This window comes from Mesorhizobium sp. M0408 (assembly GCF_040321495.1).
GTDB lineage: Bacteria > Pseudomonadota > Alphaproteobacteria > Rhizobiales > Rhizobiaceae > Mesorhizobium.
In genome coordinates this window covers 41,430-57,835 of the sequence record NZ_JAMYRO010000025.1, presented here as the reverse complement: position 1 = coordinate 57,835, position 16,406 = coordinate 41,430, and the positions used below count along the sequence as shown (strand labels likewise).

18 protein-coding genes are annotated in these 16,406 nt (G+C 63.0%); 15 read left to right on the top strand and 3 right to left on the bottom strand.

Annotation, left to right across the window (positions count from 1 at the left end):
* Positions 1 to 334: 334 nt before the first annotated feature.
* The 7 genes from cysS (at position 335) to rarD (ending at position 6,746) form a co-directional block, all read left to right on the top strand.
* The gene (gene cysS / locus NKI67_RS25275) at positions 335 to 1,804 is read left to right on the top strand and encodes a cysteine--tRNA ligase (protein WP_352637875.1); all 1,470 of its coding nucleotides are present in this window, start codon (positions 335 to 337) and stop codon (positions 1,802 to 1,804) included.
* Positions 1,801 to 2,187 (top strand): VOC family protein, encoded by a 387-nt coding sequence (locus NKI67_RS25270; protein WP_352620462.1) that lies wholly within the window; start codon positions 1,801 to 1,803, stop codon positions 2,185 to 2,187. The genes cysS and NKI67_RS25270 overlap by 4 nt, the downstream gene beginning before the upstream one ends.
* Before the next feature lie 6 nt (positions 2,188 to 2,193).
* Positions 2,194 to 2,685: a GFA family protein gene (locus tag NKI67_RS25265; RefSeq protein WP_352620463.1), complete on the top strand. Its 492-nt coding sequence runs from the start codon at positions 2,194 to 2,196 to the stop codon at positions 2,683 to 2,685.
* Entirely contained in the window at positions 2,682 to 3,158 is a 477-nt protein-coding gene (locus tag NKI67_RS25260) for a GFA family protein (RefSeq protein ID WP_352448982.1), read from the top strand. Before NKI67_RS25265 ends, NKI67_RS25260 begins: the two co-directional genes overlap by 4 nt.
* Positions 3,155 to 4,111: a prolyl aminopeptidase gene (gene pip, locus NKI67_RS25255; RefSeq protein WP_352647459.1), complete on the top strand. Its 957-nt coding sequence runs from the start codon at positions 3,155 to 3,157 to the stop codon at positions 4,109 to 4,111. Before NKI67_RS25260 ends, pip begins: the two co-directional genes overlap by 4 nt.
* A complete protein-coding gene (gene cimA / locus NKI67_RS25250; RefSeq protein WP_352647457.1) occupies positions 4,108 to 5,730 on the top strand; it encodes a citramalate synthase in 1,623 nt (540 codons plus the stop codon). The genes pip and cimA overlap by 4 nt, the downstream gene beginning before the upstream one ends.
* Positions 5,731 to 5,813: 83 nt before the next feature.
* Positions 5,814 to 6,746: an EamA family transporter RarD gene (gene rarD / locus NKI67_RS25245; protein WP_023677738.1), complete on the top strand. Its 933-nt coding sequence runs from the start codon at positions 5,814 to 5,816 to the stop codon at positions 6,744 to 6,746.
* Positions 6,747 to 6,801: 55 nt separating this feature from the next.
* On the opposite strand, the gene NKI67_RS25240 is transcribed toward rarD, so the two are convergent.
* A complete protein-coding gene (locus NKI67_RS25240; protein WP_352448978.1) occupies positions 6,802 to 7,092 on the bottom strand; it encodes a muconolactone Delta-isomerase family protein in 291 nt (96 codons plus the stop codon).
* A 100-nt stretch (positions 7,093 to 7,192) separates the two neighbouring features.
* Between NKI67_RS25240 and NKI67_RS25235 the strand changes: the two genes are divergently transcribed.
* Complete coding sequence (locus NKI67_RS25235; protein ID WP_352569659.1) at positions 7,193 to 8,098, top strand: LysR family transcriptional regulator; 906 nt, start codon at positions 7,193 to 7,195, stop codon at positions 8,096 to 8,098.
* An 87-nt stretch (positions 8,099 to 8,185) separates the two neighbouring features.
* Here the strand turns inward: NKI67_RS25235 and NKI67_RS25230 are convergent, their stop codons facing one another.
* Complete coding sequence (locus tag NKI67_RS25230; protein ID WP_352569662.1) at positions 8,186 to 8,797, bottom strand: LOG family protein; 612 nt, start codon at positions 8,795 to 8,797, stop codon at positions 8,186 to 8,188.
* Between the two features lie 114 nt (positions 8,798 to 8,911).
* On the opposite strand from NKI67_RS25230, the gene NKI67_RS25225 reads away from it, so the two are divergent.
* The 4 genes from NKI67_RS25225 to NKI67_RS25210 all read left to right on the top strand — a co-directional run bounded on the left by NKI67_RS25225 (position 8,912) and on the right by NKI67_RS25210 (position 13,196).
* The gene (locus tag NKI67_RS25225; protein ID WP_352647455.1) at positions 8,912 to 10,417 is read left to right on the top strand and encodes a LysM peptidoglycan-binding domain-containing protein; all 1,506 of its coding nucleotides are present in this window, start codon (positions 8,912 to 8,914) and stop codon (positions 10,415 to 10,417) included.
* A gap of 60 nt (positions 10,418 to 10,477) precedes the next feature.
* Complete coding sequence (locus NKI67_RS25220) at positions 10,478 to 10,852, top strand: ArsR/SmtB family transcription factor (RefSeq protein WP_023677733.1); 375 nt, start codon at positions 10,478 to 10,480, stop codon at positions 10,850 to 10,852.
* A 20-nt stretch (positions 10,853 to 10,872) separates the two neighbouring features.
* Positions 10,873 to 12,759, top strand: a complete 1,887-nt coding sequence (locus NKI67_RS25215; protein ID WP_023677732.1) for an ABCB family ABC transporter ATP-binding protein/permease — start codon at positions 10,873 to 10,875, stop codon at positions 12,757 to 12,759.
* A gap of 89 nt (positions 12,760 to 12,848) precedes the next feature.
* Entirely contained in the window at positions 12,849 to 13,196 is a 348-nt protein-coding gene (locus tag NKI67_RS25210) for an antibiotic biosynthesis monooxygenase (protein WP_352647491.1), read from the top strand.
* Positions 13,197 to 13,201: 5 nt separating this feature from the next.
* On the opposite strand, the gene NKI67_RS25205 is transcribed toward NKI67_RS25210, so the two are convergent.
* Entirely contained in the window at positions 13,202 to 14,068 is an 867-nt protein-coding gene (locus NKI67_RS25205) for an SMP-30/gluconolactonase/LRE family protein (RefSeq protein ID WP_352647453.1), read from the bottom strand.
* 264 nt (positions 14,069 to 14,332) lie between these two features.
* On the opposite strand from NKI67_RS25205, the gene NKI67_RS25200 reads away from it, so the two are divergent.
* The 3 genes from NKI67_RS25200 to NKI67_RS25190 all read left to right on the top strand — a co-directional run bounded on the left by NKI67_RS25200 (position 14,333) and on the right by NKI67_RS25190 (position 16,362).
* Positions 14,333 to 15,031 (top strand): phosphatidylserine decarboxylase, encoded by a 699-nt coding sequence (locus NKI67_RS25200; RefSeq protein ID WP_023677729.1) that lies wholly within the window; start codon positions 14,333 to 14,335, stop codon positions 15,029 to 15,031.
* Positions 15,032 to 15,034: 3 nt separating this feature from the next.
* Positions 15,035 to 15,850 carry a CDP-alcohol phosphatidyltransferase family protein gene (locus tag NKI67_RS25195; RefSeq protein WP_023677728.1) on the top strand — a complete coding sequence of 272 codons (816 nt, stop codon included), beginning with the start codon at positions 15,035 to 15,037 and terminating at the stop codon, positions 15,848 to 15,850.
* Between the two features lie 248 nt (positions 15,851 to 16,098).
* The gene (locus NKI67_RS25190; RefSeq protein WP_352578953.1) at positions 16,099 to 16,362 is read left to right on the top strand and encodes a hypothetical protein; all 264 of its coding nucleotides are present in this window, start codon (positions 16,099 to 16,101) and stop codon (positions 16,360 to 16,362) included.
* Positions 16,363 to 16,406: the final 44 nt, after the last annotated feature.

The following is a 16,406-nucleotide window of genomic DNA, read 5'->3' as shown; positions in this document are numbered from 1 at the left end:
GGCGAATGTTTCATCACAGTGCCGACCTGTTTAATAAAATGTTTCAGTGGCTCAATTCCTGTGAGCCAACGATATTTTTGGCGAAGGTAGCGACTTGACGGCAACACCGGGCAAGGCGATAAAGCCGGCCATGAAAACGTCTTTCGCCATTTGTGGCATTTGCATTATCGGCTAGCCTCGCGCTGGTCCTGGACGTTTTCGCCTCATCTCCTCCCAGATTGGACAAACGCCCCGGCCAGCAGGCTGGACCCCGATTTGCGCCTCGGCGTAACCGACTCCATCCAGAGCACGATCCCAAAAGATCATGCCAAAGTAACGCACCGGGAACGCACGTATGTCTGACGCATCGAAGAGCCTGCGCCTCTACAATACGCTAACGCGGAGCAAGGACGATTTCTTCCCGATCGATCCGCGCAACGTGCGCATGTATGTCTGCGGCCCGACGGTCTACGACTTCGCCCATATCGGCAATGCGCGGCCGGTGATCGTCTTCGACGTGCTGTTCCGTTTGCTGCGCCATCTCTACGGGCAAGCGCACGTCACTTACGTGCGCAACATTACGGACGTCGACGACAAGATCAACGCCCGCGCACTGCGCGATTTCGGCGGCGAGATTGCCTCTGGCAAGCTGTCGCTGAACGAAGCGATCAGGCGGGTCACCGAAAAGACCGCCGGTCAGTTCCACAAGGACGTTGCGGCGCTCGGTTGCCTGGAACCGACGGTCGAGCCGCGCGCCACCGAGTTCGTCGAGCCCAGGCCCGACGGCAAGGTCGACATGATCTTCTTGATTCAACGCTTGATCGAACGCGGCCATGCCTATGTCGCGGCTGGAGAAGTCTTGTTCGACACCGCTTCCATGCCGGATTATGGGCAGTTGTCGAAGCGCAATCTCGATGAGCAGCAGGCCGGCGCCCGCGTCGCCGTCGATGAGCACAAGAAGAACCCGCAGGATTTCGTGCTGTGGAAATTGTCTTCGCCCGAGGAGCCGGGCTGGGACAGCCCGTGGGGCAGGGGTCGGCCGGGCTGGCACATCGAGTGCTCGGCGATGTCGGCCGCCTATCTCGGCGAGGTGTTCGATATCCATGGCGGTGGTCTCGACCTGATCTTTCCGCACCACGAGAACGAGATCGCGCAATCGCGTTGCGCCCACGGCACCGAAACGATGGCCAAGATTTGGATGCACAACGGTTTCCTGCAGGTCGAGGGCCAGAAGATGTCCAAGAGCCTGGGCAATTTCTATTCGATCACCGAATTGCTGGAGACGGATACCTTTGGCGGCCGCAAATGGCCGGGCGAGGTGCTCAGGCTGGCGATGCTGATGACGCACTATCGCGAGCCGATCGACTTTTCCGTGCGCAAGCTGGAAGAGGCGGAGAATACGCTGCGCAAATGGAAGCGGGCGGCCGATCTGGCGCCGCCGACGGCAAAGCCGGTGCCGGCGGATGTGATCGAAGCGCTGTCGGACGACCTTGCCACCTACGCCGCATTCCAGTTGCTGACGCAGTTGGCTGGTGATGCTGTTGATTTCAACGCAGGTAGCGGCAACGCAGCCGCCGAAGACAACGATGCTGCCGCTTCACTGAAGGCATCGCTTCTGTTCCTCGGCTTCGACATCGCAACAGCCAAGGTGGATGAAGACGCCATTGCCAAGGCGATCGCCAAACGCCTCGCGCTGATCGCCGCCAAGAACTGGGCCGAGGCCGACCGCATCCGCGACGAGTTGCTGACGCAAGGCATCCAGTTGAAGGACGGCAAGGACCCCGTCACCGGCGAACGCATCACCACCTGGGAGGTAAAAAGATGATCGATCATCTCGGCATCACCGTTTCGGATTTCGACGCGTCGAAGGCTTTTTACGACAGGGCGATGGCGCCGCTCGGCGCCTCGCTGCTCTACATGGTGCCGCAGGAATATACCGGCGGCGCCAAGGTCGGCGGCTACGGCCGCGACCGGCCGGTGTTTTGGCTGCATGCCGGCAAGGACAAGCCGAAGGATCATCAGCATGTCGCCTTCACCGCTCGCAGCCGCGCCGAGGTCGATGCCTTTCACGCCGCGGCGATTGCCGCCGGCGGCAAGGACAATGGCGGGCCGGGCCTGCGCGCGCACTACCATCCGAACTATTATGGCGCTTTTGTATTCGATCCCGACGGCAACAATGTCGAGGCGGTTTGCCATGCCCCGGAGTAGTTCGCGATGAGCCTCGACAACAGACCGGTCTATACAGGCGGCTGCCAGTGCGGCGCGGTGCGCTTCCGCGTCGAAGGAGCGCTCGGCGATGCTTCCGTCTGCCATTGCCGCATGTGCCAGAAGGCGAGCGGCAATTTCTACCTGCCGCTGGTCTCGGTGCGCGGCGCAAGGCTGGACTGGACGCGCGGTGAGCCCAAACGCTTCCGCTCGTCCAACGCGGCTTTGCGCGGTTTCTGCGCCGAATGCGGCACGCCGCTGACCTTCGAAGCGCCCGACGGGGTGGGCCTCGCCATCGCCACGTTCGACCACCCCGAGGAGATCGCGCCGACCATCCAATGGGGTGTCGAAGCCAAGCTCCCGTACGTGGATCACGTCCACGAATTGCCAGGTGAGGAAACGATGGCCGACGTCTCGTCGGCCTCCTATCTCGCCGATCTCGTCTCCTACCAACATCCCGACCACGACACCGAACAATGGCCGCCAGAGGAAAAATCATGACCGAAACCGTTCGTACCGGCGGCTGCCAGTGCGGCGCCGTGCGCTTTCGCATCCACGGGGCGCTCGGCCGCCCGTCCATTTGTCATTGCCGCATGTGCCAGAAACAGTTCGGGTCGTTTTTCGGCGCGCTGGTGACAGTGCCGAGCGACGGCGTCGAATGGGTGCGCGAGGAGCCGAGTTACTTTCAGTCGTCGGTCAACATCGATCGTGGCTTCTGCGCCCGCTGCGGCACACCGCTGACCTACCGCCAGCCCGGCGCGCTGGAGATCGCCATCGGCGCCTTCGACGACCGTTCCGATCTGGCGCCGCAGATCCAGGTTAACTACGCCGCCAGGCTGCCTTGGGTCGAGACGATCTTCGACGCGCCGATCCATGACGACCCGGATTTCTACGCGCGACAGGAATCCATCATCTCCTTCCAGCATCCCGATCACGAGACGGCCAACTGGCCGCAGCAGGGCCTGAAATTATGAGCAGCGAATTCCGTACCCTCTATCCCGAGATCGAGGCTTTCGAGTCCGGCATGCTCGACGTTGGCGATGGCCATCAGGTCTATTGGGAGCGCTCCGGCACCAGAGGGGCCAAGCCGGCTGTCTTCCTGCATGGCGGGCCGGGCGGCACCATTTCGCCAAAGCACCGGCGGCTGTTCGATCCGAAGCTGTACGATGTCATCCTGTTCGACCAGCGCGGCTGCGGAAAATCGACGCCCAATGCGTCGCTTGAATGCAACACCACCTGGCACCTGGTCGCCGACATCGAGCGCCTGCGAAAAATGTGCGGCTTCGACAAATGGCTGGTGTTCGGCGGTTCGTGGGGTTCGACGCTGGCGCTGGCCTATGCCGAGACCCACCCCGAGCGGGTCAGCGAACTGGTCGTGCGCGGCATCTACACGCTGACCCGCGCCGAACTCGAATGGTACTACCAGTTCGGCGTGTCGGAGATGTTCCCCGACAAGTGGGAGCGGTTTCTGGCGCCGATCCCGGAGGCCGAGCGCGGCGACATGATGGCCGCCTACCGCAAACGGCTGGTCGGCAGCGATCCTGTGGCGCAGGTCGAGGCCGCCCGCGCCTGGAGCCTGTGGGAGGGCGAGACGATCACGCTGCTGCCGGAACCGGAAACCAGCGGTCCCTTCGGCCAGGATGATTATGCCCTGGCTTTCGCCCGCATCGAGAACCACTATTTCGTCCATGCCGGCTGGCTGGAAGAGGGACAGCTGCTGCGCGATGCATGGAAGCTTAAGGATATCCCGGGTACCATCGTTCACGGCCGCTACGACATGCCGTGCCCGGCGCGCTGCGCCTGGGCGCTGCACAAGGCGTGGCCGAAAGCGGATTTCCATCTGATCGAAGGCGCCGGCCACGCCTATTCGGAGCCGGGCATCCTCGACAGGCTGATCCGCGCAACGGACATGTTTGCCGGGAAATGACCATGGCTCGCGAGCGCCTTTATCTGTTCGACACCACGCTGCGCGATGGTCAGCAGACGCCGGGTATCGACTTTTCCGTCGAGGACAAGATCGCCATCGCCAAGCTGCTCGACGAGTTCGGCATCGACTACGTCGAGGGCGGCTACCCCGGCGCCAATCCAACCGACACCGCCTTCTTTGCCGAGCGTCGCACGGCCGATGCCAAGTTCGTTGCCTTTGGCATGACCAAACGGGCAGGAGTGTCGATCTCGAACGATCCTGGGCTTGCCGCGCTGGTCCAGTCGAAGTCGGACGCCATCTGTTTCGTCGCCAAGAGTTGGGACTACCATGTCCGCGTCGCGCTCGGCTGCACCAATGAGGAGAACCTCGGGGCGATCAAGGCCTCGGTCGAGGCGGCGCTCACTGCCGGCAAGGAGGCGATGGTCGACTGCGAGCATTTCTTCGACGGCTTCAAGGCCAATCCAGATTATGCGCTGGCCTGCGCCAGGACGGCCTACGATGCCGGCGCGCGCTGGGTGGTGCTGTGCGACACCAATGGCGGCACGCAGCCCTCCGAGGTGCGCGCCATCGTCGAAAAGGTGATCGCGGCCGGCATACCGGGCGACCATCTCGGCATCCACGCCCATGACGACACCGGCCAGGCGGTGGCGAATTCGCTTGCCGCCGTGGAGGCCGGCGTGCGCCAGATCCAGGGCACGCTGAATGGCATCGGCGAGCGCTGCGGCAACGCCAACCTGATCTCGATCGTGCCGACATTGGCGTTGAAGCCGGCCTTTTCGGGCCGCTTTGCTACAGGCATTTCGGCAGAGGCGTTGACCGGTATATCGCGCCTGTCCCGCGCCTTCGACGAGTTGCTGAACCGCGCGCCGGAAGCGCAAGCGCCCTATGTCGGCGCCTCCGCTTTCGCCACCAAGGCCGGCATCCATGCCTCGGCGCTGGCCAAGGAGCCGGCGACCTACGAGCATGTGCCGCCAGAGACTGTCGGCAACCGCCGCCGCGTCATGGTTTCGGACCAAGGTGGCAAGGCCAATTTCCTCGCCGAGCTGAAGCGGCGCGGCATCGACATGCCCCGGGATGACCATCGCCTCGACGCGCTGATCGCTGTAGTCAAGGAACGTGAGGCGGAGGGCTACGCTTACGAAGGCGCCGACGCCAGCTTCGAGCTTCTGGCGCGCAAGATGCTGCATGGCCTGCCGGAATTCTTCCGCGTCACTTCGTTCCGCTGCATGGTCGAGCGCCGCTTCGATGCCAACGGCCAGCTGAAGACGGTCTCGGAGGCGATCGTGAAAGTGCTGGTCGAGGGCGAGGAGAAGATGTCGGTCGCCGAAGGCCATGGCCCGGTCAACGCGCTCGACATTGCGCTGCGCAAGGATCTCGGCAAATTCCAGAGCGAGATCGCCGATCTCGAGCTGGCCGACTTCAAGGTGCGTATCCTCAATGGCGGCACCGAGGCGATCACCCGCGTGCTGATCGAATCGCATGACGGCACCGGTGCGCGCTGGTGGACGGTCGGTGTCTCCGAAAACATCATCGACGCTTCCTTCCAGGCGTTGATGGATTCGATCGTCTACAAGCTGATGAAGAACCGCGACATGGCGGGATTGGCGGCGGCGGAGTAGCGTTGAACCATCAGCAAGACTCCATTGATCCATCAGCAATTTGCGATGGTTTTGGGCAAGCCGCTGGCGCATAGCCTTGGGCCATGACTACCCAAGCACTTCACATCGAGGCCGACACCAAAGCTCGTCGCGGCTTCCTGCTGGCGCTCGGCGCCTACCTGCTTTGGGGGCTGCTGCCCTTCTACATGAAGGCTGTCGCGCATCTGCCGCTGGCCGAAGTCATCGCCCACCGCATCGTCTGGTCGGTGCCGATCGCGGCCGCTGTCCTGGTCTGGGCCGGCCGCACTGCCGATTTCAAAGCGGCAGTTCGTTCGCCGCGCATCATTTCGATGGCGGTGCTGACGGCGGCGCTGATCTCGGTCAACTGGGGCATCTATGTCTGGGCGATCGCGGTCGACCGCACCATCGAGACCGCGCTCGGCTATTACATCAACCCGCTGGTCAGCGTCGTTGTCGGCGCGCTGCTCCTCGGCGAGCGGCTCGACCGCCTGCAGATCGCGGCGGTGGTGCTGGCGGCAATCGCGGTCGCGGTGCTGACCATCGACGCCGGCAAACTGCCCTGGGTGTCGCTGGTGCTAGCCTTTTCCTTTGCCGCCTATGGCTTCTTCCGCAAGACGCTGCCAATCGGCCCGAGCCAGGGCTTCCTGCTTGAAGTGCTGCTGCTGTCGGTGCCGGCACTCGGCTACATCATCTTCCTGATCGCCACAGGACAGGATCATTTCGTCTCCAGCTCGCTGAACGACACCGCCTTGCTGATCGGCTGCGGTCCGGTCACCGCCGTGCCGCTGCTGTTGTTTGCGTTCGGAGCCAGGCTGCTGCGCCTCTCCACCATCGGCATCATGCAATATATCGCGCCGACGATCGTCTTTTTGATCGCGGTGCTGATTTTCGGCGAACCCTTCGGCAGTGTTCAGGCCATAGCCTTCGGGCTGATCTGGGCGGCACTGGCGATGTACTCCTGGTCGATGTTTTCTTCGGCGCGCAAGACCGTTTCCGCATCAGCTCGAGCCGCGTAACGAAGAAAGGCGGCTGGCCGGTCTTAATGCCGGCAGCCGCGTCTTTCACGATCGCTCAGCGCTTCGGCCCGAAGCCGGGATATGGCTGCAGCGGCACGACGGCGGCAATATCCATCATGCCAGCCTTGACCAGCGGTAAAGTTGCAAGATGGTGGCGCACATCGGCATCGCTGCCGGCTTCGAACATCATGCCGCTGCCGGGAATGTCACCCCGATTCCACACCTGACGCACGGCGCCTTCGGCATAGAGCGTGCGGCGCTGCTCGGCCTCGCCAGGCAGCAGCGGCGCGAAATCGGCGTCGGTGAACTTTTCGGTGTTGCGCGCAAGAAGGGCAAAGAACTGCATCGGAATCTCCTGATGTTGGCCGTTGGAATGGCGGAAATATTCGCTTCTGCTGGCCAGACAGTCCAAGACTGATTAGGCTAAATTTGAGACCTCACGGGACTTGAGCATCGAAGCAACAATGTTCGACCTGCGCCAGCTCCGCTATTTCATCACGGTGGCCGAAACCGGCAACGTCGGGCGTGCCGCCGAATTGCTGCACATCTCGCAGTCGCCGCTCAGCCGTCAGATCATTCAGCTGGAGGAGCAGCTGGGCGTCGCACTGTTCGAGAGGGCGAGGCAGCGTGTTCATCTCAATGCCGAGGGCCGCGCTTTTCTTGCCGAGGCGCGTGCGCTGCTGGCCCATGCAAGACGGCTCGAGGAACTCGGCCGCAATCTCGCCAGCGGTACGGTCGGCCGTCTCGCCATCGGTTATGTGGAAGGTGCGGTCCATGCCGGGCTTGTCGCTCGGATGCTGCGCCAGTTTCGCCGCGACCGGCCCGAATTTCATCTTCAACTGAAGGGTCAGCGTTCCGCCGCCCAGATCGAAGCGCTGCGCGAACGATCGCTCGATCTGGGCCTTGTCAACACGCCTCCTTCTGCCGATGATCCCGACATCGTCGCCATGCTCATCATGCGCGAGCCGCTGGTTCTGGCGATGCCGGAAGGCGATCCATTGGCAGAAATCGCGGAGATACTGCCGCAGCAACTGGACGGCCGTACCTGGATCACGGTGGTGCGCCAGCCTGACGACACCAACCGTAGCCAATTTCTCGCCGCCTGTGCGAAGGCCGGTTTCCTGCCCGACATAGCCTATGAGACGACCGATCCGTTGACGTCGTTGGGCTTGGTCAGCGCCGGGCTTGGGCTGGCGACGGTGCAGGCCAGCCTGCGGAGTGCCGCCCCGCTTCAGATCGTGTTTCGCGATCTGCCGTGGTTCGAACGCACCGTCTCGATCCATCTCGCCTGGCGGCGTCAGGACAAGCGTGCGGTCATCGGAGACTTGAGGAAGGCAGTAGGGAAGGAGTGAATAGTGAATAGACAGGCGCCGGTTTGGAAAGTCTTCTACTTCACCATTCACCATTCACCATTCACCATTCACCATTCACCATTCACTCTACATCTTATCAATCACCGACTGCACGCCCTCCGTCGGTGCATCGACGGAGAATCCCGCCACCATGATAGCGGCGACGATTGCTTCCGGATCCTCGACCACCAGCGGCTTGACCCGTTGCGCCGTGTGGATGAAGCCCTCCGCTGCCATGTGGTCGAGCAACGCCAGCATCGGATCCCAGAACCCTCCGACGTTGCCGAAGACGATCGGCTTGCGGTGATGGCCGAGCTGCGCCCAAGTCATGATCTCGACGATCTCCTCGACGGTGCCGATGCCGCCGGGCAACGCCACAAAGGCGTCGGATTTCTCGAACATCCTGTGCTTGCGCTCGTGCATGTTGTCGGTGACGACGAGCTCGTCGAGCCGGTTAAGCGCGGTTTCGGTCGCCTCCCTGTTGATCAGAAAACGCGGAATTATGCCGGTTACCTTGCCACCGGCCTTTAATGCCCCTTCAGCGACGGCACCCATGATACCTTTAGTGCCGCCGCCATAAATCAGACGCAGGCCGGACTTGGCGATCGAGCGGCCAAGCAGGTGTCCGGCCTTGATATAGGTTTCATCTCGGCCCGGGGACGAGCCGCAATAGACGCAGACAGATCGAATCGTGTTCATGTTATGATTGGTGATAGGGACTATTGGCATGGTCAAGCCCTGGGGCGGGCTTTTTCTTGTCGGCTTTGGTAAAACAGGCTAGACCGAAATTAGGTGGCTAAGGGGCAGGGAAACATGGCAATTAATCCATTGAAGGCGTTTTTGTTCGCGGCTGGCGGCTCTGTCGCCGCGGCGGGAACCGCCTATGTATCGGGCGCGCTCGACCCGTATCTCAATTCTACCCGGCCTGCGGAGGTCGCGGCGCTGACGCCGCCGGCTTCGAAACCGGCCGCTCCGGCGACCGAGGGCCGGCTGCCGCCTGCGCCCGCCGCGTCCACCGATGCCGCAGCGCCCGCGGCGCCGGCCGCAGCAGGTGCAATCGTGCCGACCTTCGACATCGTGCGCGTCGAAAGCAACGGCTCGATCGTCGTCGCCGGCAATTCGGCGCCCAACGCCAAGGTCGAGATTCTCAACGGTTCGGCTGTGCTCGGCTCGACGGTCGCCGGCCCTGACGGCGCCTTTGCCATTATTCTCGACGATCCGCTGAAGCCCGGCGACTATACGATCACGCTGCGCTCTACGGCTGGCAATGTCGTGACCGCCTCGGCGCAGACCGCCGTCGTTTCGATCCCCCAGAATTCCACCGGCCAGGTGCTGGCAATGGTCGAGGAGCCGGGCAAGCCGTCCGAACTGCTCACTATTCCGGCCCCTCAGGCGAAATCTGACGCCTCGCCGCCTGTCGGCGAACAGGCGGCCGTTCAGCCACCCGCCACCGGCACCGAATTGCCGGCTGCCGCAGCGCCGGCGCCAGCCGCCCCGGCGGCTGATGTTCCAGCAGCGCCTGCTCCTGCCGCGCCGGCCGCTGTTGAAGCCGCGCCGGCTCCGGCAGCACCCGCCACACCGGCAGCGCCCGCTACTCCCGCGGTGGAGCCGAAGATCGTCGTCGAAGCTGTCGAAATCGACGGCAACAAGATTTTCGTTGCCGGCCTCGCCGATCCCGGCCGCAAGGTGCGTGCCTATGCCAACGATATCCTGCTCGGTGACGCGAAGACCTCGCCCGACCGCCACTTCCTGGTCGAAGCGACACGCGACATCCCGGTCGGCACCTACACCATCCACGTCGATGCGCTCGACGCCGACGGCGTGACGGTGGTGGCCCGTGCGGCTGTGCCGTTCGAGCGCGAGCCTGGTGAGGCGGTTGCGGCCGTGGCGCCGGCCGAGCAGAAGCCTGCCGGGGTAAAACAAGCCGAGCCGAATGCTCCGGCGACCGAAGCCGCACCGGCAACGGCCGCCGAAACGCCCGCAACTGCCCCCACTCCTACAACCGAGGCCCCGGCCGAAATGGCTGTCGCAACGCCTCCGGGCGAAACTCCCGAGACCGTGGCGCCAAAGCTCGAACATGCCGATGGCGCAGTCATCATCCGCCGCCATGACACGCTGTGGCGGATTTCGCGGCGGGTCTATGGCCAGGGCATGCGCTACTCGACCATCTATCTCGCCAACCAGGACCAGATCAGCAATCCGAACCGCATCTGGCCGGGGCAGGTGTTCAAGGTGCCGGAGAAATCGAAGGAAGGCGAGCCCGCCGATCTCAAGGCAATGGGCGACCAGATGACGACGGCGCCAGTCAAGACCGAGTAGCCGTTCTGCCCATCAGGATAGCTTGCGGCAGGGCCAGTCATCGTTTATCGCCGATGGACGATGACCGAATCCCCCCTCGTAACGGACCGAAGCCGCGCGGCAGATGAACGCGCGCCGGCCAACTGCACGCCGGCCAACTGCACGCCGGATAGCCGCGCTGTCGCTGTCCGGCTCGCGGCCCTTTCGCATCCAGCGCGGATCGAAATTCTCAAACACCTTTCCGCAAGCCGTTCCTGCTGCTGTCGCGAGGTCGTCGAGCATCTCGACCTGGCGCAGTCCACCGTTTCCCAGCATTTGAAGATCCTGGTCGAGGCCGGGCTGATCCGCTTCGAGCCTGACCGCCAGCGCTCGCGCTATGAGCTCGACCGCGCCGCGCTCGCCGATGTTTCGGCATCGCTGGCCGCGCTGGTCGATTCCTGCTGCTCCGGCCGCTAAAATCATAAAGGTAAACAAGAATGGCCGAGAAAACCGTTTCCGCAGATTCCGGCTCGACCTTCAGAACGTTGCGCAATCTCTGGCCCTATATGTGGCCGGCCGACCGCGCCGACCTGAGGGCGCGCGTGGTGTGGGCAACCGTACTGCTGGTTGTCGCCAAGCTGACCCTGGTGGCCGGACCCTATTTCTTCAAATGGGCGACCGACGCACTGGCCGGCGATAGCAAATCGCCGCCGCCGCTGCCGGCCCTGCTGCTGGCGCCGGTCATGCTGGTCGTCGCCTACAATGCCGTGCGGCTGGTGCAACTCGGCTTCAACCAGTTACGCGACGCCCTGTTTGCACGGGTCGGCCAGCATGCGGTGCGCCGGCTCGCCTTCCGCACCTTCGTGCACATGCATGAACTGTCGCTGCGCTTCCACCTCGAACGGCGCACCGGCGGACTGTCGCGCGTCATCGAGCGCGGCACCAAGGGCATCGAGACGATCGTCCGCTTCACCATGCTGGCGACGGCGCCGACAATCGTCGAATTCGCGCTCACCGCCGGCATCTTCGCCGTCACCTATGGCTGGCTATACGTCTTGGTGATCGCGGTCACGGTCTGGCTCTATGTCTGGTTCACCGTCAGGGCGAGCGATTGGCGTATTTCGATCCGCCGTGAGATGAACGAAAGCGACAATGAAGCCAGCACGAAGGCGATCGACTCGCTGCTCAACTACGAAACAGTCAAATATTTCAATAACGAAGCCATGGAGGCCGAGCGGTTCGACCGGTCCACGGCGCGCTATGAGTTGGCGGCGACCAGGACCTGGACCTCGCTTGGCTGGCTGAACTTCGGCCAAGGTGTGATCTTCGGTATCGGCATGACCGTCGTCATGGTGATGTCGGCGCTCGAGGTGAAGGCGGGCACACAGAGCGTCGGCGATTTCGTCTTCGTCAACGCCATGCTCATGCAGCTTTCGGTGCCGCTGAATTTCATCGGCATGATCTACCGCGAAATTCGCCAGGGCCTGACCGACATCGAAAATATGTTCGATCTGCTCGACGTCAAGCGTGAGATCGTCGATCGGCCGGGCGCCAAGCCGCTGGTCGTCGATGCCGGCAGGGTCGAGTTCCGCGACGTACATTTTTCCTACGACCCCAACCGCAAGATCCTGAAGGGCATCAGCTTCGAGGTGCCAGCCGGCAAGACGGTGGCCATCGTCGGCCCCTCCGGAGCCGGCAAGTCGACCATTTCGCGGCTTCTGTTTCGCTTCTACGATATCCAGCGCGGCAAGATTCTAATCGACGGCCAGGACATTCGCGACGTGACGCAGGAGAGCTTGCGCGCTGCCATCGGCATGGTGCCGCAGGACACGGTGCTGTTTAACGACACCATCGCCTACAACATCCGCTACGGCCGCGTCGGCGCCAGCGAGGAGGATGTGCGCAAGGCGGCAGAACTGGCCCAGATCGGACCGTTCATCGAGCGGCTGCCCGACGGCTATCGCTCAATGGTCGGCGAGCGCGGATTAAAACTGTCCGGCGGCGAGAAGCAGCGGGTGGCGATTGCCCGCACCATTTTGAAGGCACCGCCGATCCTGATGCTCGACGAGGCGACCTCGGCGCTGGACAGCCACACCGAGCAGGAGATCCAGGCGGCACTCGACCTGGTCAGCCAGGGCCGCACCACCCTCGTCATCGCCCATCGGCTGTCCACAGTGATTTCGGCCGACGAGATCATCGTCCTGCAGGATGGCCAGATCGCCGAGCGCGGCACCCATGTCGCCTTGATAGCCAAGCGCGGCCTTTATGCATCGATGTGGGACCGCCAGCGCGAGGCAAGCGAGGCCGAGGAGCGGCTGCGCATCGCCCGCGAAAGCGACGAGTTCGGCGTCGTCGTCCGCCGTCGCACCTCGGAGGTGAGCTGAAAATTCGTGCTTGACCTCAACTTAAGTTGAGATCGTAGGCCGTTTTGGATCGCAGCAAGATGCGTCGTTCAAAAACGGAGACAATCGATATGAATGGGATAAATCAGGCAGTTAGTGGCGGCAGTGTATTTCGGGTGGACAAGTTTGTCGTTCCGGCCAACGCCCGCGAGGAGATTCTTGCCAAGGTCCGGATGACGCATGATTTGCTGCGCCAGCAGCAAGGGTTCGTCCAGGATTTCCTGCTTGAGCAATTCTCGGGGCCGGGCGAGTTCAACCTCGTGACCATTGTCGAATGGGAAGGGCAGGCCGCTGTCGACAAGGTCGTGCCGATCATCAAGGCTGCGCATGAGCGCAGCGGCTTCAATCCTCAGGAGACCATCGCGCGACTTGGCGTCAAGGCCGATATCGCCAACTATCAGCGGATTCCCGGGATGTAAGCTCTCTACGGCCAGCCGGCGCCCGGCGCAGTAGCGTCGACGCTGAGCACTTGGCCGGTACGGGCATCGCTGATCATATGTTCGAAGCCGCGCCATTCGGCGGCGACGATGAACAGCGTTTTTCCCTCGCTGCCGCCGAGCATGCAGGCAAAGCAGCCGCGGTCGACGTCGACGCTTTCGAGCATCGCGCCGCCCTCGCGCACCCGCACGCAATGCCGGTTCGGAACGTCGGCATACCAGGCCGCACCTTCGGCATCTAGGCAGATGCCATCGGGAAAACCGTTGCCGAGATCGGCCCAGACCCTCCGGTTGGAAAGGCCACCATCGGCAGCGATGTCGAAGGCGGTCAGCCGGTTTGCGTGGGACTCGGCAACGACCAGCGTCTTGTTGTCAGGCGTCACCGCCATGCCGTTGGCGAACGCGAGGTTCTCAGCCACCTGCTGAACCGAGCCATCAGGTGCAACTTGCACGATGGTGCCGGGGCCGAAATGCTGGCCGGGACCCGGAGCAGGCCCACCGCCATTGACGTATATGTTGCCGCGCCCGTCGACCACGATCTCGTTCCACGGACTCTTCGACAGGTGTCTCAGATCGGCATGGGTGACCAGCCTCCCGTCTGCCTCCTGCCTGAGGATCAGCCCTTCGCAGCCGGAGACGACAAGCAGGCGCCCGTCCGGCAGCCAGTCAATGGAATAGGGCAGGGTGGCCGGCACGGTGAGCGCGATCTCGCTGTTGCCTAGGGCGTCAACGGCGATGATCTGGCCTGTGCCCCAGTTGCAGAACCACAGCCGGCCATCGTGCCAGCGCGGTGACTCGCCGAAGGCCAAGCCGTTCATCACCACTTGCACTTGCCTAGCTGCTGATTTCTGCATGGGCCGAGAACCTCCGGGTTTGCGCAAATCGTCATGGCCGAAAGGCCGATGAGAGGCGCTGTCTTGCCAAGGACGGGCGAGAGTGCTGCGTTCCGACAATCGCAATGAACATTTCCGGTTGATCGCTTCGGCAGTCCGGATGCTGCTAACGGCATCCTGAAACGGCGGCGACCGCCACCCCCCGAGCGCTCTCATTGTCGCGTTGCGACCGCGGGGTGTTTCCGCTATTGAGGCCGGACTTGGAACCAAGGTTGCCCTCATCCCATGAGCCTCGTTGACACGATCAAGAATGCGTTCGTTCCGATCCATCGCGAGGGTTATCCCTTTATCGCTGCGTTCGGCGCGGCGACGCTCTTTCTTGGCTACTTCTCCTCGACCCTGTTCTGGATCGGTCTCATCCTGACGGCCTGGTGCGCCTATTTCTTCCGCGATCCCGAGCGTGTCACGCCGATCGATGACCGGCTGGTTGTCAGCCCGGCCGACGGCATCGTCTCGGCGGTTGGCCCGGCCGTGCCGCCGCGCGAGCTTGGCCTCGGCGGCGGTGAAATGACCCGCATCTCGGTGTTCATGAACGTCTTTTCCTGCCACGTGAACCGCTCCCCGGTGCGCGGCCGCATTTCCAGGATCGAGCATCGGCCAGGAAAATTCCTCAACGCCGAACTCGACAAGGCAAGCACCGAGAACGAGCGCAACGGGCTGGTCATCGAAAGCCCCAATGGAACGGTCGCCGCGGTACAGATTGCCGGCCTGGTGGCGCGGCGCATCGTCTGCTGGGCCGAGCCCGGCGGCGCCATCGGCACCGGCGAGCGCTTCGGGCTGATCCGCTTTGGCTCGCGCGTCGATGTATTCCTGCCCTCGACCGCGACGCCGCGCGTCGCCGTCGGCCAGACCGCGGTTGGCGGTGAGACGGTGCTGGCGGAATTCGGCGGCGTTGCGGCAACGCCGCTCGTGCGGATCTCCTGACCGGTGGCCCCGCCGTTCAAGAAATTCGAGGCGCATGGCGGCGGTGGCCCGCGCATTCGCGAAATCCCGATGCGCATGGTGCTGCCCAATCTGGTCACGGTGCTCGCCATCTGCGCCGGCCTGTCCGGTATTCGCTTCGGCTTCGAGGGCCGCTTCGAGCCAGCGGTGGTGATGGTGCTGCTCGCGGCCTTCCTCGATGGTATCGACGGCCGTCTGGCGCGAATGCTGAAGGCGACTTCCAAATTCGGCGCCCAGATGGATTCGCTGGCCGATATCGTCAATTTCGGCGTGGCACCGGCGCTGGTGCTCTATGCCTTTCTGCTCGACAGGGCAGGTTCGCCGGGCTGGATCGCCGCGCTGCTGTTCACCATCGCCTGTGGGATGAGGCTTGCCCGTTTCAACGTGCTCGACGAAGAGCTCGACCGTCCGCAGTGGCAGACCGAATATTTCGTCGGCGTGCCGGCGCCGGCGGGTGCGGTGCTGGTGATGCTGCCGCTCTATCTGTTCTTCCTCAGGCTTGGGCTTGAACCCAGCCGCCTGGCAGCCTTCATTGCCACCGGCTTTACAATATTGGTGGCGTTCCTGCTGGTCAGCAGACTGCCCGTCTATTCCGGCAAGAGCGTCAGGATACCGGGCGACAGGGTGCTGCCGATCATCCTCGCAGTCGTCCTCTACGTCCTGCTTTTGATGACCTATCCCTGGTATACGCTGACGGCCTCGGTTGCCGGCTATCTGGTCTTCTTGCCGTTCAGCGTGCGCGCCTATTCGAGACGCGCCAAGCGCGAAGGCGAGAAGGTGCCGTCCTCGGATATTGGTTGACAGATTTGATGCCAGTTCGCGTTGCGCCTGGCAGTGCATGATTCCGAAAAGGATCGTCCGTTTAGACTCAGGACCGGCTCACACAGCGCGCGGCGCTGTGGAATGCACCTCAAAAACCCGTTTTCGGAACTTGCTGGGCGGCTAGACCGTTTGTGTTTGGTAGGTCCGTCTGAGCGGCTGCTCGTGGTACGTCGTCTACGTCGCGCAAGCTGCCGCATCGGGCGCAGAGCCATCGGAAACGAGGAGAAATGGCTGTCATCCTCATCGGCGTGTTACTGACTGTCGCCGGCCTCGTCTATATGGCGGTAGCAGCCATCATGCGCGGGCGGCTTAGTGAACCGGCCGCTGTCTCCACCGCGCCGGACAGTCCGACGCCTAATCTCGCAACACCAGGTCCGACCCTGGAGCCGCGGCGGCGCGGGCTCCGTTTTCTCGGCCTGTCGCAGAACTGGCCGGGCCTGCTGATGATGGCCGTCGGCGCCATTCTGCTGTTGTCGGTGGTGGTCTTCTAATGCATTCGCGCAAAAGTGTGCAGCGGTTTTGCGATAACGGCATG